The sequence below is a fragment of the Streptosporangium minutum genome, from assembly GCF_002149035.1.
Taxonomy (GTDB): Bacteria; Actinomycetota; Actinomycetes; order Streptosporangiales; family Streptosporangiaceae; genus Streptosporangium; species Streptosporangium minutum.
Genome location: NZ_NGFP01000039.1, coordinates 1 through 15,303 on the forward strand (window position 1 = coordinate 1; position 15,303 = coordinate 15,303).

General features: G+C 70.9%; 11 protein-coding genes. 6 read left to right on the plus strand and 5 right to left on the minus strand.

The features are described from left to right. From CA984_RS11360 to CA984_RS11370, 3 genes are all read right to left on the minus strand, one after another. The coding region (locus tag CA984_RS11360) for a helix-turn-helix domain-containing protein (RefSeq protein ID WP_133061626.1) at positions 1 to 328 on the minus strand (328 nt) is incomplete at its 3' end. Positions 329 to 430: 102 nt separating this feature from the next. After that, positions 431 to 1,324 (minus strand): aldo/keto reductase, encoded by an 894-nt coding sequence (locus tag CA984_RS11365; protein ID WP_086571115.1) that lies wholly within the window; start codon positions 1,322 to 1,324, stop codon positions 431 to 433. 130 nt (positions 1,325 to 1,454) lie between these two features. Next, on the minus strand, positions 1,455 to 4,370 hold the full coding sequence (locus CA984_RS11370) for a S8 family serine peptidase (RefSeq protein ID WP_086571062.1): 2,916 nt from the start codon (positions 4,368 to 4,370) through the stop codon (positions 1,455 to 1,457). Between the two features lie 155 nt (positions 4,371 to 4,525). Between CA984_RS11370 and CA984_RS11375 the strand changes: the two genes are divergently transcribed. From CA984_RS11375 to CA984_RS11390, 4 genes are all read left to right on the plus strand, one after another. Then, positions 4,526 to 5,524 carry a helix-turn-helix domain-containing protein gene (locus CA984_RS11375; RefSeq protein ID WP_086571064.1) on the plus strand — a complete coding sequence of 333 codons (999 nt, stop codon included), beginning with the start codon at positions 4,526 to 4,528 and terminating at the stop codon, positions 5,522 to 5,524. A 28-nt stretch (positions 5,525 to 5,552) separates the two neighbouring features. Further along, on the plus strand, positions 5,553 to 6,620 hold the full coding sequence (locus CA984_RS11380; RefSeq protein ID WP_278248999.1) for a sigma-70 family RNA polymerase sigma factor: 1,068 nt from the start codon (positions 5,553 to 5,555) through the stop codon (positions 6,618 to 6,620). Positions 6,621 to 6,679: 59 nt separating this feature from the next. Next, positions 6,680 to 7,495, plus strand: coding sequence for an alpha/beta fold hydrolase (locus tag CA984_RS11385; RefSeq protein WP_242675883.1), 816 nt, complete (start codon positions 6,680 to 6,682; stop codon positions 7,493 to 7,495). Positions 7,496 to 7,626: 131 nt separating this feature from the next. Continuing rightward, complete coding sequence (locus CA984_RS11390; protein WP_086571067.1) at positions 7,627 to 8,049, plus strand: hypothetical protein; 423 nt, start codon at positions 7,627 to 7,629, stop codon at positions 8,047 to 8,049. A 155-nt stretch (positions 8,050 to 8,204) separates the two neighbouring features. On the opposite strand, the gene CA984_RS11395 is transcribed toward CA984_RS11390, so the two are convergent. Then, positions 8,205 to 9,260, minus strand: a complete 1,056-nt coding sequence (locus tag CA984_RS11395) for an LLM class flavin-dependent oxidoreductase (protein ID WP_086571119.1) — start codon at positions 9,258 to 9,260, stop codon at positions 8,205 to 8,207. A 237-nt stretch (positions 9,261 to 9,497) separates the two neighbouring features. Here CA984_RS11395 and fdh point away from each other — a divergent pair, with 237 nt between their 5' ends. Both fdh and CA984_RS11410 read left to right on the plus strand, forming a co-directional pair. Continuing rightward, a complete protein-coding gene (gene fdh, locus CA984_RS11405; protein ID WP_242675884.1) occupies positions 9,498 to 12,689 on the plus strand; it encodes a formate dehydrogenase in 3,192 nt (1,063 codons plus the stop codon). A 62-nt stretch (positions 12,690 to 12,751) separates the two neighbouring features. Next, complete coding sequence (locus CA984_RS11410; RefSeq protein ID WP_086571074.1) at positions 12,752 to 14,362, plus strand: recombinase family protein; 1,611 nt, start codon at positions 12,752 to 12,754, stop codon at positions 14,360 to 14,362. Between the two features lie 165 nt (positions 14,363 to 14,527). On the opposite strand, the gene CA984_RS45445 is transcribed toward CA984_RS11410, so the two are convergent. After that, entirely contained in the window at positions 14,528 to 14,728 is a 201-nt protein-coding gene (locus CA984_RS45445) for a hypothetical protein (RefSeq protein WP_133061627.1), read from the minus strand. Positions 14,729 to 15,303 lie beyond the last annotated feature (575 nt).

Below are 15,303 nucleotides of genomic sequence, written 5' to 3' on the forward strand. Positions count from 1 at the left end.
AGCAGGCGGGCGTGCCCGCCACCGGCGGCACCCGCCGGGTGGGCCGGGGCTTGGACCGGCTGAGCTCGAAGAGGTAGGCCCGCTCCACCCCGTCCAGCCGCAGGGCGCGGGCGACGGCGTCCAGGACGCTCTCCGAGACGTTGAGATGACGGCCCTGCTCCAGGCGGGTGTAGTAGTCCACGCTGACACCGGCGAGACGGGCGAGCTCCTCCCGGCGCAGACCGGGCACCCGGCGGGTGCCGCCGGTGGCGGGCACGCCCGCCTGCTGCGGGCTCAGGCGCGCGCGGCGGGCGCGCAGGAACTCCCGGAGCTCGGCGTTGTGGTCCATGTCCTCCAGTGTGCGCCGACGGCCGCCGGAGGCCTGGCCCGGGGCCGCCGCGCGTTCAGGCGGACCGGCGGACCGCGAGGGCGGGCTCGAAGACGACCGAGGTCACCTGGCGGGCGCGTCTCGGAGACCTCGATCACGGCGGCTCAGCAGGGCGAGCTCCTCCTCGGTGAGGGTCAGGTCCGCCGCGGCCACCGAGTCCAGGACGCTCTCGGGCCTGCTGGCGCCGGGGATGGGGATCACCACGGGGCTGCGCGCCAGCTCCCAGGCCAGGCACACGCGCTGCGGCGAGACCCCGTGGTCCGCCGCGACCCGTCCGAACGCCGCGTGCTCGCCGCCGAGGGAGGAGGCCGCGCCCATCCCGCCGAGCGGGGACCACGGCAGGAAGGCCACTCCCAGCTCCTCGCACACGTCGATCTCCGGCTCGCTGGTCCTGAAGCGCGGCGAGTACTCGTTCTGCACGCCGGCCAGCCGCCCGCCGAGGATGTCGTCGGCCAGCCTGATCTGCCCGGAGTCGGCGTTGGAGATGCCCGCCATGCGGATCTTCCCCTCGTCGAGCAGCTCGCGCAGGGCCTCGACGCTCTCCTCGTACGGCACCGCGGGGTCGGGCCTGTGGTGCTGGTAGAGCCCGATGGCCTCCACGCCGAGCGCCTTGAGTGAGCGCTCACACGCGGCCTTGATGTACGCGCGGCTGCCGTTGACGTCCCAGCCGTCGTCTCCGACGCGGGTGTGGCCGCCCTTGGTGGCCACCAGCACGGCGTCGCGGTCGCCGCCCCACAGGTCCAGCGCCTTGGCCACCAGGCGCTCGTTGTGCCCCACCTCGGCGCTGGTAGGGGTGTAGGCGTCGGCGGTGTCGATGAGGGTGACGCCGGCGTCGAGCGCGGCGTGGATCGTCCTGATCGACTGGTCCTCGTCCGGCATGTGCCCGGCCACGGACATGGGCATCGCGCCCAGGCCGATGGCGCTGACTGTCACGTTGCCGATGGTGCGTGTCTGCATGCCCTCCATCCTCGCCCCTGGAGTCGGCTCCAGGTCAACAGGGACACACGCGACGCGGGCCGCTCCCCGGAGGGAACGGCCCGCGCCGGATCAGTCCGGATCAGTCCGGATCAGTCCGGGTCGGTCCGGGTCAGTTGATCGTCACGATCGTGCCGGCCCCGTTGGGGTACTCGATGTAGCCGGTCGCCGTCCGGTCCGGCTGGCCGGACCAGGTGGCCGTCAGCGGGAACGCCGTTCCCGGCGTGACCTTCGGCTTGTCGGGCGTCACCTTGAGCGCGCCGGAGCCGGAGCCGGCGTCCACGATGTTGATCTGCGTGCTGAACGGCGTCTCGGCGCTCCCCAAGGTGAGCATGAACAGGGTGTACTTGCCGGGCCTGGGGTTGGCCAGGACCGCGCGGTAGTCCTCCCACGAGCTGATCCAGGCCAGGCCCTGCATCGCGCCGCCCTCGGTGTAGCCCAGGATGGCGGCCACCTCCGTCTCGGGGTCACCGGGAATGAGCTTGAAGGAGACGGCCTTGGCGCCTTCGGGCACGACGACGGAGACTTCCTTGCCCCAGATGTCACTGGGACTCACGGTGCCGGGCACCGGGTCGGCGGAGACGGGCCCGTAGGCCTTGACGGGGAACTTCGACACGCTGGGGGTCACGTCGAAGGTGAGCGAGCCCGCCGGGCCCTCGCCCTTGACCTCGGCGGGCGCCTTGGCGCTCAGCGGGGTGACCATCACGGGGCTGCGGACGGCGGTGTCCCTGCTCTTCCAGGTCAGCGAGCCGGCGATGGCGCTGCCGCCGGTCTGGCGCGTCATCTCCATGGTGACGGTGAACTCCTTGGTCTCGCCCGCCTTCTTGAAGACCAGTGTGGAGGGCTTGACCTTGGTCTTGATGCCCGGCAGGTCGAGGTCCGCGTGGTAGACGCCGGGGGTCAGCGCCGTGACCTTGCGGGTGAGGGTCCTTGAGCCGAACAGGGTGCCGACCGCGATGCTGGGGTAGTTCAGGTCGCTGGTGGCGACGGGTGCGGCGCCGGTGCCGGTCTTGACGCCCAGCCCCTCCAGGTACCCGTACCAGTCCTGGGCCGTGGCGTCGTAGACCAGGCCGGGCTTCAGCATGCGGGCGGGGTCGACGTGACCTGAGCCCTGCGCGAAGAGGTCGGGCGTCTTGGTGTCGTAGGCGGTGGTCATCATCGCCGACTTGATGGCGGCGGGCGACAGGAGCGGGTCCGTGCCCAGGTACAGGGCGGCCAGACCGGCGATGTGCGGGGTGGCCATCGAGGTGCCGGAGTAGAAGTCGAAGTCCTTGCCCTGGTTCCCGGGGGGCGCGACGGCGGCGAGGATCGACACGCCGGGGGCGGCGATGTCGGGCTTGATCAGGTCGCCGTTGTTGCTGAGGGAGGGGCCGCGCGAGGAGAAGCTGGCGACCTGCGGGTATTCGACGCCCTCGGTGGAGGAGGAGGGGAGCAGCGTCACCGTCGCGCCGGGGGTGGCGGCGTAGGCGAGGACCTTCTCGGTGTCGGGGGTGTTGATGTGCACGGTCGGTACGGCGTGCACGTCGGCGCCGGTGTCCTGGTCGCTGGGGTTGCCCAGCACCATGCCCACGCCGCCGGCGCGCTTGACCTCGGCGGACTTGTCCACACGCTGGATGACGCCGCGCACGCAGTAGATGATCTTCCCGGTGGCCTTGGCCGGGTCCAGCGAACCCTCCGCGCAGACCTCGGCGTCGGAGTCGGAGGCGGCGGCGTTCTTCACCGACACCGAGGTGGCCAGCGGCTTGGGCCCGAACGGCGCGCTGACGGTGGTGCTGGCGCCGCGGAAGGTGCTGCCGTCGCCCAGCCGCACCTGGGCCAGGTAGGGCGCGACGGTGCTCGCGGCGACGGTGGTGGTCCACGGGGCGGTGTTGTCCAGGGTGGAGGCCTCGGGGCCGGAGTTGCCGCCCGCGGTGGCGACGAAGATGCCGGCGTCCGCGGCGGCCAGGAAGGCCAGCTGGACCGGGTCGTCGGTGGAGGACTCGCGCTCGCCGCCGACCGAGTAGTTGATCACGTCGACGCCGTCGGCGACGGCCTGGTCGATGGCCTCGACGATGTCGGAGGTGTAGCCGGTGCTTCCGTCCGCGCCCTCCCACAGCGCCTTGTAGACGGAGACGGCCGCTGCGGGGGCGACGCCGGAGATCCGGCCGAAGTCGATGCCGTTGGCGGTGGCGGGGACGGCGTGGTTGCCCGCGGCGGTGCTCGCGGTGTGGGAGCCGTGCCCGCCCCGGTCACGCGGAGAGGCGTACTCGCCGGTGGCGGCGGGGTCGTTGGCGTTCAGCCAGGCCTTGCCGAAGTACCTGGCACTCACCAGCTTCTGATTGCACAGATCGGCGGTGAACTCCGTGCCGGTCTCGCACAGGCCGGTGAAGGTGGAGCCGTCGGCCTTCTTCATGACCGTGGCCGTGCCCTGGCGGTAGGGCCGGTAGGGGTCGGCGGCGGTGGGCGCCTCGGTCCCGAGCGCGGGGCCGGCGAAGGAGGGGTTCTCCGGCCAGACGCCGGTGTCGATGACGCCGACCACGATGCCCTTGCCCGCGTTGGGGGCGCCGCCGAGCGAGGCCCATATGCCCTTGTCACCTGACAGGCCGAGGAAGTCGCTGGAGTTCCGGTCGTCCAGGGCCTTGCGCAGGGTGTCCTGGACGACGGACACGACGCCGCCGGTGCGGTGCAGTCTGAGGGCCTGAGCGGGGGTGAGGTCGGCGACGAAGCTGTTGGAGGCGACGGAGTTGTGCCGCTGCGCGGTCGCGCCGACGCTGCGGGCGGCCTCGTCCTGGCGCTTGGTCAGGTGCTCGCGGTAGCGCTTGGCGCCGGCGCTGGCCGTGTCGACCTTCTTGCCCCTGCCCGGCTTGGTGGCGGCGAGGCCGTCCACGCCGCCGCCGTAGGTGGCGAGCGGCTGGCCTGCGAGGGTGACGATGTAGCGGGAGGGGGCGCCTGCCGCGGCGGGTTCGGCGAGCGCCGGCGCCGCGACGGAGGTGACCGCCAGCGCGGCGGCGAGCGCCATGGCGCTGTAGACGCGGGGGTTGCGGGACATTGCTCCTCTTGGGGGGATGAGGCTGCCACCCGCCCGGCCAAGATCGCCGGAGGGGCCGGGAAGCAGTCAACGGCCTGCGAGGATCCCTTGTCGAGATATGGTTATGACATTTTCGGCCATATGGCCAAAAGGGACACGATTCGGTCAGGTGGTACGTGGAGGAGCAGCGGGTTCTCGGCGGGGTGGGGGTCGCGGAGTTCGAGGAGCGGGTGTACCGGTTGCTGCTGAGGCAGCCGGGCCGGCGCACCGCCGAGCTCGCCGCCGCCCTCGGGGTCACCTCCTCGCGGGTACGGCTCGCGCTGCGCCGGCTGGCCGAGGCGGGCCTGCTGCGCAGGACCGGTCCTGGCGGCTACGAGCCGGTCTCGCCCGAGGCGGCGCTCGGCTGGCTGGTGGACAGGCGCCGCCTGGAGGCGGAGACGAACCTGGCCAGGGTGCGCACCACGGTGGGCGACTTCGTCCAGCTCTACCACTCGGGCCGGATGTGGGCCGAGCCCGCGGGCGTGGTGGAGATCCTCTCCGGCGAGGACGCCGTGAAGCGGCAGATGACCGAACTGGCCCGCTCGGTCACCACCGAGCTGCTCTGCTTCGACAGCCCGCCGTACCTGGGCCGCCCCGACTCCTCCAGCGACACCAACGAGTCGGAGCTGGAGGAGACCAGGGAACTGCTGGCCCGCGGCGTGGACATCAGGGTGGTGTACTGCCCCGGCTCGCTCACCAGGCCGGGCCGCATGGAGACCCTGCTGCGCCTGGCCGAGGAGGGCGAGCGCTCCAGGTTCCTGCCGCGCCTGCCGTACAAGCTGCGCATCGCCGACCGGAGGGTCGGGTTGCTGCCCTTGGTGGACGGCGTCTACGACAACATCGCGCTGCTGCACCCCTCGCGGCTGCTGGACGCGCTCATCGAGCTGTTCGACGTCTACTGGGAGCGCGGCCAGCCGCTCACCGGCGACTCCCCGCCGGCGGATGACAGGCCCGCCGAGGAGGACCTGCTGGTGCTGCGGCTGCTGAACTCGGGACTCAAGGACGAAGCCATCGGCAGGCACCTGGGCGTCAGCACCCGCACCGCGACCAGGAAGATCGCCGCGGTCGTGGAGCGGCTCGGCGTGACCACCAGGTTCCAGGCGGGCGTGGAGGCGGCGGCGCGGAGCTGGCTCTGAGTCAGGGGTGGCCGATAGCCTCCCCTGCGTGGGTGGTCACGTGAAGGCCGACGGCGGGGTGCCCGCGCCTGCGGGCGAGGAGGGCTTCCAGACCGTCCCCGAAAGTGCGGGCATGCCTGAGCCCGGGGGAGCGGATCTGCTGGAGCGGCACCGGATCCCCCTGACCGGCTACTGCTACCGGATGCTCGGCTCGCCGTTCGAGGCGGAGGACGCCGTGCAGGAGACCCTGGTGCGCGCCTGGCGGAGTCTCGACCGGTTCGACGAGGGCCGTGCGCCGCTGCGGTCGTGGCTCTACGCCATCGCCACCAACGTCTGCCTCGACATGCTGCGGGGCGCGCGGCGCCGGGCTCGGGCGATCGACCTCGGCCCGTCCGTGCAGGCCGGTCCCGACCTCGGCGCGCCACTCCCGGAGAGCGCTTTCGTCCAGCCGGTCCCAGATGGCCGCGTGCTGCCCTTCGGCGGCGACCCGGCGGAGCTGGCCGCGCAGCGCGACACGATCCGCCTGGCGTTCGTCGCCGCGCTGCAGCGCCTGCCGCCCCGCCAGCGGGCGGTGCTGATCCTGCGCGACGTGCTGTGCTGCAAGGCCGACGAGGTCGCCCGGCTGCTGGACACCACTGTCGCGTCCGTCACCAGCGCGCTGCAACGCGCCCGTGCGACGCTGAGAGCCGCCTCCGCGGACCCGGGCGAGCCGTACCAGCCGATGGACCAGGCGCAGCGGCGTCTCCTCGCCAGGTACTGCGACGCCTTCGAGCGCTACGACGTCGAGGCCATGGTGGCGCTGCTGCACGAGGACGCCGTCACGTCCATGCCGCCGTTCCTGTGGTGGCTGCGTGGACGGGCCGAGATCCGCCGGCTGCTGCTCGCGGCCGGGCGGCCCTGCGCGGGCGCGCGCCTGGTGCCGGCCACGGCCAACGGCTCGCCCGCGTTCGCGCAGTACCGGCCGGCCGGGCCGGGCGGCAGGCTGGAGCCGTTCGCGCTCGTCGTCCTCACGGTCTCGGGCGGGCTGATCGTCGAGATGACGACCTACCTCGACGCCGACCGGCTGTTCCCGCTGTTCGGCCTGCCGGACGCCCTGGAGGCCGAGGCGACGTCCTGAAAGATCTTCCGGACGAGCGATGAGTTTCCGGCCGCCGCTCCGTATTACCCGGGTGACCGGTGGCGATCACCGGTCCGGAACGAGAGGACGGCGACACGATGGCGGACTACGCGGATGTGAACGGCGCGCGTATGTGGTACGACGAGCGCGGCGAAGGAGAGCCGCTGGTGCTGCTCCACGGCGGTTTCTCCGACAGCAGGGACTTCGACGGCAACCTCGGCGCGCTGGCCGACCGCTTCCGGCTGCTGCTGCCCGACCGCCGCGGCCACGGCCGCACCGCCGACGTGCCGGGGCCGATCACGGTCGAGGTGATGGCGCAGGACACCATCGCGTTCCTGGACAAGGTCGTCGACGGGCCGGTCCGGCTGGTCGGCTACAGCGCCGGTGCGATCGTGGCGCTGTGGGTGGCCGTGCGCCGCCCCGACCTGCTCGACCGGCTCGTCCTGATCAGCGGCGCCTTCGACACGCAAGGAATGATCATTCGGCCCTCCGCCGAGGGAGCGCTGCCCCCGCCCCTGGTCGCGGCCTACGCGGAGGTGTCGCCCGACGGCGCCGACCATCTCCCGGTCGTGGTGGCCAAGATCGTGCGGGCGGTGGCCGAGGAACGCGGCCTGGCGCCGGCTGAACTCCGTGCCGTGACCTGCCCGGCGCTGGTCATGGTCGCCGATGACGACATCGTGACGTTGGAGCACACGCTGGAGCTGTATCGGGGACTCCCCGACGCCCGGCTGGCCGTCATCCCCGACGCGTCCCACCTCCTCCTCCACGAGAAGCCGGAGCTGTGCACCGGGCTGGTCGCCGACTTCCTGACCACCGCTCCCACGCCCACCTGGATGCCCATCCGCCGCGCGGGCGGCGGCCCTTCACAGGGCTGATCCCGGCCGATGCCCGTGCCGTACCGAGCGCCGCCCAGGTCCGCGCTCGGTACGGCCTCACCTGACGTCACCTGCCGGAGCCCGGAGAGGTACCGTCGTCTTATCGAACCTCAGCCACTGGGGGAGCCGCTATGCCAAGCGATCCCGACCACGTGCTCGACGCCATCGACGGAGCCGTCGACGAGTGGCTCGCCATGAGCGAGGACTCCATGCGCTGGGCACCACCGGAGAAGGCCCCGCCGAAGCCGCAGCTCGCGTTGCCGGCGCCGCCCCTGCCACGGGTCTCCGAGGAGTTCCTGCACGACGTCGGCGTCCTGTTCGGCGCGCAGACGCAGGCCGCCGCGGAAGCGGTGGTGGAGGTGCTCCGCCCGCTGGGCGAGGAGCTGCTCGGCGCCTTCACCGCGTTCCTCGACAGCCCCGTCGTGCGGCAGTTCGTCGAGCTGGTCGAGCCGTCCGAGGAGCACGGGCTTCTCGGTCCCGCCGAGGGCGACGGGCTCCCGCCGGAGCCGCCACCCTCACCGCCGCCGGAGCCGCGATCGGACGGGCGCCCCTGAGGGGCGGCCGGCGTCCGGACGTCCCGCGATCCGTCCACCGGCACGCTCATGCCGTCGTGCGCCCGCCCCGCCGGCCGCGGGCCGGCCCTCGTCCGCCCGCTCCACCCGGCGCCCCGCCGGACGGGGTCGGGCCCTCGTGTGCGGCCCGCGTCCCGTCAGAGGCTCCGCCGCAGCTCGTAGGCCTGGGCGATCAGCTCGTAGGAGCGGATCCGGGCCGTGGGACTGTGGACCAGCGTGGTGATCATCAGCTCGTCGGCCTCGGTGCGCTTGCGGAGCTCCTCAAGGCCCGTACGCACCTGGGCGGCGTCTCCGTACACCACCTTGGACAGGTAGTCGTCCAGGAAGTCCTTCTCAACCGGGCTGTACGGGTAGGTCTCTGCCTCCTCGGGCGTGGGGACGGGCTGCGGAGCCCCGCGGCGCAGGCGCAGCATGGACAGCCCGCCCGAACGGGCCATGCGGAGGGCCTGCTCCGGCGTCTCCGCGGCGACGGCGGAGACGCCGATCATCGCGTACGGCCGGTCCAGCACGGCCGAGGGCTGGAAGGAGGAGCGGTAGAGGTCCAGGGCGGGGACGGTGTTGGCCGCGCTGAAGTGATGGGCGAACGCGAACGGCAGGCCGAGCAGGCCGGCGAGCTGGGCGCTGAAGCCGCTGGAGCCGAGGAGCCAGATCGGCGGACGGCCCGCCTCGGGCGACCGCGGGACGGCGACGACCCGCTCAAGCGGATGACCCGCCGGGAACGCGTCATCCAGGAAGGCGGTCAGCTCGGCGAGCTGCTCGGGGAAGTCGTCGGCGTCCAGGCCGTGGCGGCGCAGCGCCCGTGCCGTGGCGGGGTCGGTGCCCGGCGCCCGGCCGAGCCCGAGATCGATGCGGCCGGGGTGCAGCGCGTGCAGGGTGCCGAACTGCTCGGCGACGATCAACGGGGCGTGGTTGGGCAGCATCACGCCGCCGGACCCCAGCCGGATGGTCGTGGTCGCCGCGGCCAGGTGGGCGATCAGCACGGCGGGGGAGGAGCTGGCCACGGAGGGCATCCCGTGGTGTTCGGCGACCCAGATCCGGTGGTAGCCCAGCTTCTCCGCCCGCCTGGCCAGCTCGGTGCCCGCCCGCAGGGTCTCGGTGGCGGTCACGCCCGAGCCGACCGTGGCCAGTTCGAGGATCGACAGGGGAACGTCGGAGGTGCCGCGCGCGACGCCACGGATGTTGTCTTCAGCCATGCCCACGGCAACTCCAACTAAGCGGAGGTTTATTCCGGTTAGCCGCCGCTACGGTCAGGCCGCCGGAGGACGGCGGGTCCGCCGGGCCGGGGAGAGCGACGCGTCGCCGCACCACCGGCGCAACCGCCGCCGGGTCCAGCCGTACCGGCCGTGACCTGGCCTTCGACAGGAGAGGATCGGTAGTCCGTCTCGCCGGGGGGTGATTAGACCGGAGGCATCGGGGGCAGGACACCCGACATGGCACACGGGGGATGGCTCTCCCGCTGGCCGGTGATCCGCCAGCTCAGGGGAGAGGACGCCAGGAGCGACGCCGCCCGGTCGGCACGGACCGACGCGCTGCGGCCCCGCACCGAGGAGGCCGACACGGTCGCGAGATCGATCTGCCCCTACTGCGCGGTCGGATGCGGCCAGCTCGTCTACGTCAAGGACGGCGAGGTCACCCAGATCGAGGGCGACCCCGACTCGCCGATCTCACGCGGACGGCTCTGCCCCAAGGGATCGGCGAGCAAGCAGCTCGTCACCCATCCCGGCCGGCAGACGCGCGTGCTGTACCGGCGGCCGCACGGCACCGAGTGGGAGCCGCTGGACCTCGAGACCGCGATGGACATGATCGCCGACCGGGTGGTCCGGACCCGGCGGGAGACCTGGCAGCAGGAGGAGGACGGCAAGGTCGTACGGCGCACCATGGGCATCGCCGGACTGGGCGGGGCGACGCTCGACAACGAAGAGAACTACCTGATGAAGAAGCTGTACACCGCCCTCGGCGCGATCCAGGTGGAGAACCAGGCGCGTATTTGACACTCCTCCACCGTCCCCGGTCTGGGGGCCAGCTTCGGGCGTGGCGGCGCGACGGACTTCCAGCAGGACCTGGCGGAGTCCGACTGCATCGTCATCCAGGGCTCCAACATGGCCGAGTGCCATCCGGTGGGGTTCCAGTGGGTGGTCGAGGCCAGGGCGCGGGGAGCGAAGGTCTTCCACGTCGACCCGCGCTACACGCGGACCAGCGCGCTCGCCGACAAGCACGTGCCGATCCGGGCCGGGAGCGACATCGTCCTGCTCGGCGCGCTGATCAACCACGTGCTCGTCAACGAGCTCGACTTCCGCGAGTACGTCCTGGCCTACACCAACGCCTCGACGATCATCTCCAAGCGCTTCCGGGACACCGAGGACCTGGACGGGCTGTTCTCCGGCTTCGACGCCGAGCACCGCAAGTACGACCCGTCGAGCTGGGCCTACGAGGGCGCCCGGGAGGAGGCCGCCGCCGGGCTGCGCGGCGAGCAGTTGGAGGGCGGGGAGAAACACGCCGAGGCCGCGGGGTCCGACCAGTACGGCTCGGGCGGCGCCGCGATGCTCGGCAGGCCGCCCACCGACCCGACGCTGACCCACCCGCGCTGCGTCTACCGGATCCTCAAGCGGCACTTCGCCCGCTACACCCCGGACCTGGTGGCCGAGCTGTGCGGCATCTCCCGTGAGGACTTCGCCGAGCTCGCCGACGCGATCACCGCGAACTCCGGCCGGGAGCGCACCACCGCCTGGGCCTACGCGGTCGGCTGGACCCAGCACTCGGTGGGCGTGCAGTACATCCGCACGGCCGCGATCCTGCAGCTGCTGCTCGGCAACATGGGCCGCCCCGGCGGGGGCATCATGGCGCTGCGCGGCCACGCCAGCATCCAGGGCTCCACCGACATCCCGACGCTGTTCAACATCCTGCCGGGATACCTGCCGATGCCCCACGCCCACCGGCACGAGGGCCTGGACGACTACCTCGCCCAGGCCGGAGCCGACACCGGGTTCTGGGGCAGGAAGCGCTCCTACATGGTGAGCCTGCTCAAGGCGTGGTGGGGCGAGGCGGCCACCGAGGAGAACGACTTCTGCTTCGGCCACCTGCCGCGGCTCACCGGCGACCACGGCCACTACACGACCGTGATGGCGCAGATCGAGGGCGCCGTGAAGGGCTACTTCGTGGTGGGGGAGAACCCCGCGGTCGGCTCCTCCGGAGGCAAGGCGCAGCGCCTCGGGCTGGCCAACCTCGACTGGCTGGTGGTGCGCGACCTGACGCTGGTGGAGACGGCCACGTTCTGGAAGGACGGCCCCGAGCTGGAGACCGGGGAGATGCGCACCGAGGACATCGCCACCGAGGTGTTCTTCCTGCCCGCCGCGAGCCACGTGGAGAAGGAGGGGACCTTCACCAACACCCAGCGGCTGCTGCAGTGGCGGGAGAAGGCGCTCGACCCGCCGGGCGACTGCCGTAGCGACCTGTCGTTCTACTATCACCTGGGCAAGCGCATCAGGCAGCGGCTGTCCGACGACGAGATCGACCGGCCGCTGCGCGAGCTGACCTGGGACTACCCGGAGGAAGGCGAGCACCGGGACCCCTCGGCGGAGGCGGTGCTGCGCGAGATCAACGGCACCGGCCCCGACGGGCGGGCGCTGTCGGCCTACACCGAGCTCAAGCCCGACGGCTCCACCCGGTGCGGCTGCTGGATCTACTGCGGGGTCTACGCCGACGAGGTCAACCAGGCGGCCCGGCGCAAGCCGGGGCGCGAGCAGAACCGGGTCGCGCTCGAATGGGGCTGGGCGTGGCCGGCCAACCGCCGCATCCTCTACAACCGGGCCTCCGCCGACCCCGAGGGCCGCCCGTGGAGCGAGCGCAAGGCCTACATCTGGTGGGACGCGGAGAAGGGGGAGTGGACCGGGGACGACGTGCCGGACTTCGAGAAGGACAAGCCGCCGGACTACCTGCCGCCCGAGGGCGCCAGAGCCGAGGCGGCGCTGGCCGGGACCGACCCGTTCATCATGCAGGCCGACGGCAAGGGCTGGCTGTTCGCCCCCGCCGGGCTGGCCGACGGGCCGCTGCCGGCGCACTACGAGCCGCACGAGTCGCCGGTGCGCAACACGCTGTACGGCCAGCGGGCCAACCCCGCGCGCAAGGTCTACCGGAGCCCCGTGGCCCCCTACAACCCGCCGGAGTCGCCGCGCTTCCCGTACGTGCTCACCACCTACCGGCTCACCGAGCACCACACGGCGGGCGCCATGAGCCGGCCGCTGTCCTACCTCGCCGAGCTGCAGCCCGAGCTGTTCTGCGAGATCTCCCCGCAGCTCGCCGCCGAGGTCGGGGTGGTCAACGGGGGCTGGGCGACGATCGTGACGACGCGCACCGCGATCGAGGCCCGCGTCCTGGTGACCGAGCGCGTCCGCCCGCTCCGCGTCGAGGGCCGGCTGATCCACCAGGTCGGCCTGCCGTACCACTGGGCGTGGGGCAGCGGGGGCCTCGTCGCCGGCGACGTCACCAACGACCTGATGCCCCTGGTGCTCGACCCGAACGTCTACATCCAGGAGGGCAAGGCCGTGACCTGTGATCTGCGAGCCGGCAGGCGCCCCAGGGGGAAGGCCCTGATCGACCTGGTCGAGGAGTACCGCCATGACTGAGCGGATGGGGTTCTTCACCGACACTAGCATGGTGTACCTATAGGCTCGATATACTGACGGGCATGAGCGACAGCGACGACCTGTTCCCCGAGGGTGCTCGCACCTTGTCTGGCCTGCGCGTTGGCCTTTATGTCCGTATCTCCGACGACCGCGAGGAATTGGGTCGAGGAGTGGCCCGTCAACTTGAAGACGCAACCGCCCACGCGCTGCGTCGGGGTGCGTCCTACACGCAGGTGTACGAGGAGAACGACACCAGCGCCTACAAGAAGCGGCGGCGAGTGGTCCGGGGTGAGGATGGGATCCCGTACATCGTCTGGCGGGTGATCCGCCCGGTATGGCAGCAGATGCTGGCCGATCTCCGCCGTGGTGCGATCGACGCGGTCGTGGTCTATGACATCGACCGCCTGGCACGTGACCCGCGTGACCTCGAAGACGCGATCGAGATCGCCCAGTACTGGGGCAAGCGCTTCGAGGGTGTGACCGGCTCGCTCGACCTCAACACGGACTCCGGCGTAGCGATGGCGCGCGTCATGGTAGCCATGGCGTCCAAGTCATCTGCCGACACGGCTCGACGGGTGAAGCGGATGCACCGGGAGTTGGCCGAAAAGGGCATCTCGAAGGGCCCGTGGCGTCCGTTCGGCTGGAACGAGGACAGGACGACCGTTCACCCCGTCGAGGCGGAGCTGGTCCGTGAGGCCGTGCGGAAGATATTGGCGGGCGTCCGTGTCGGCGGCATCGTGGCGGACTGGGACGAGCGCGGGATCAGGACGACTCGCGGCAACAAGTGGGTGTGGACCAACCTGCTCCTGATGCTGCGAAATCCACGCCTCTGTGGCTATCGGGGACGGGTGAATCAGTGGCTCAACGACAGGGGCACGTACGTCAGCGAGATGGAGATCGTCACCAGGCCGGACGGCACGGAAGTGCTCGGGCAGTGGGAGCCGATCATTACCCGGGATGAGTGGGACAGGCTGATCAAAAAGATCGGCAAGCACGCGAAGCCGACCGGGCTCCCCGGAGGGGCCAGCGCCCGGAAGCACCTGCTGACCGGATTCGCCCGGTGTGGTGCCTGCGAGGGTCATCTGAAGATGGCAGGCAACGCCATCCGCCCCTCGAAGCGGTACAAGGAGAATTTCTTCTACTACTGCTCCGGCATGGAGCGTGGCGAATGTCCGGGCAACCGCCGGACAGGCCCGCCCGTTGACGAACTGATCCGCGACTTGATCTTTAGGGTCCACGACCAGCAGATGAGCGGCGGAGTGGTCGAGGAGCCGGGCGACACGCCCGAGGACCTTGCCGTACGAGCCCGGCTCGCCGACATCGACGAGTTGATGAAGGACCTGTACGAGCGGTGGAAGGCGAAAAAGCTGCTGTCCGACCGGTACTTCGCCATGTCTGATGATCTGGAGGCCGAGAGGGGGGAGTTGATGGCGAGTCGGGCCACCCAAACCCAGGTTGTTGCCGACGCCGACTTCGCCGACGCGGTCAGGAAGGGCTGGGACGATGCCACGCTGGATGAGAAGCAGGCGTTTCTCGGAAAGTACCTGAAGGCGGTGATCATCCACCCGATCCCGCTCATGAAGAGCAAGAACAGCGACAAGATGGTGCCATCCCCGAAGTTCAACCCGGACCTGATCGAGCCGGTATGGGTCCACGGCTCGCCGGTGGGATAAGACACCGGTCTCAGGCGGCCTGCCGCCTTGGGCGGGCGTGCTCACGACTTCCGCTTACGCGGATGCCGAGGCAGGCATTGGCCGCCGCCCATTGCTCCGGGGAAAGCCGGGGGGCGAGTGCTGCGTGGCGCTCCAGCCACGCCTCCCGCTTGCGCTCGTCCTCGCTCATACGGTCGCCTGATCATTCTCGGCACCGGCGAGGGCAACGACAGGTGTCCCGGAAAGGCGCACCGCCCCGATCTGTGAGAGCGCGAAAATCGCACACCCAGGAGGGTTATTCACCGCTTCGGCCACCCGCCACGCGATGGCGGCCTCCACCTCTGCCTTTACGGTTTCGGCCCGCTTCTGCCTCGTACTCTCTTTCATGAATTCGAGGCTTCCGGCCTGCGTCCGATTTTCACAGTTGGGTCCCAACTAGTCCGTTTCGCAACTTTCGCCGAGTTGGGATGTGGGCGCCAGGCCCGTCGGGGCGTGATAGGGATAGGCTGAGACCGTTACGGCATCGTGGGAGGCGAGTTTCTCTGAAGCTGCCAAAACGTCGCCGGGCTGCCCTGTAGCCGCCTGACGGATCTTCGTCCAGGACGACATTAATGGGGCCGGAGAATGGCTCCCAGGGCTGCGTGGAGGCTAATGTGGCCGGAGGTCGAGGACGCGGCGGGGGATTCTGGCTATCCCGTTGATAAATCGGCCGGAGGCCGTACCGGTAGCCGAGGATATCCATCCTCCTGATTTCCTGCTCCCTGCTCCTAACTCCCCACATCCTACGGCCTCATTCCTCGGCCTTCGGGTTTGGTCCCTCCCCGCAGCGCGCGGAGCGCGTTGCGTCTCTAGACCCTTCTCCCTCTAAACCTTCCCTCTATAGGAGCGGTGCTCCCTGAGCTATTTCAGCGGTGCTCTGTGAGCTGTCCCAGCGGCGCTCTGTGAGCCATGTGTGCCTGACC

What these genes read in the sequence shown, in the direction of transcription:
- CA984_RS11395 (WP_086571119.1), bottom strand. Translation starts at nt 9,260, where the DNA reads ATGGCTGAAGACAACATCCGTGGCGTCGCGCGCGGCACCTCCGACGTT.
- CA984_RS11365 (WP_086571115.1), bottom strand. Translation starts at nt 1,324, where the DNA reads ATGCAGACACGCACCATCGGCAACGTGACAGTCAGCGCCATCGGCCTG.
- CA984_RS45445 (WP_133061627.1), bottom strand. Translation starts at nt 14,728, where the DNA reads ATGAAAGAGAGTACGAGGCAGAAGCGGGCCGAAACCGTAAAGGCAGAG.
- CA984_RS11370 (WP_086571062.1), bottom strand. Translation starts at nt 4,370, where the DNA reads ATGTCCCGCAACCCCCGCGTCTACAGCGCCATGGCGCTCGCCGCCGCG.
- CA984_RS11390 (WP_086571067.1), top strand. Translation starts at nt 7,627, where the DNA reads ATGCCAAGCGATCCCGACCACGTGCTCGACGCCATCGACGGAGCCGTC.
- CA984_RS11410 (WP_086571074.1), top strand. Translation starts at nt 12,752, where the DNA reads ATGAGCGACAGCGACGACCTGTTCCCCGAGGGTGCTCGCACCTTGTCT.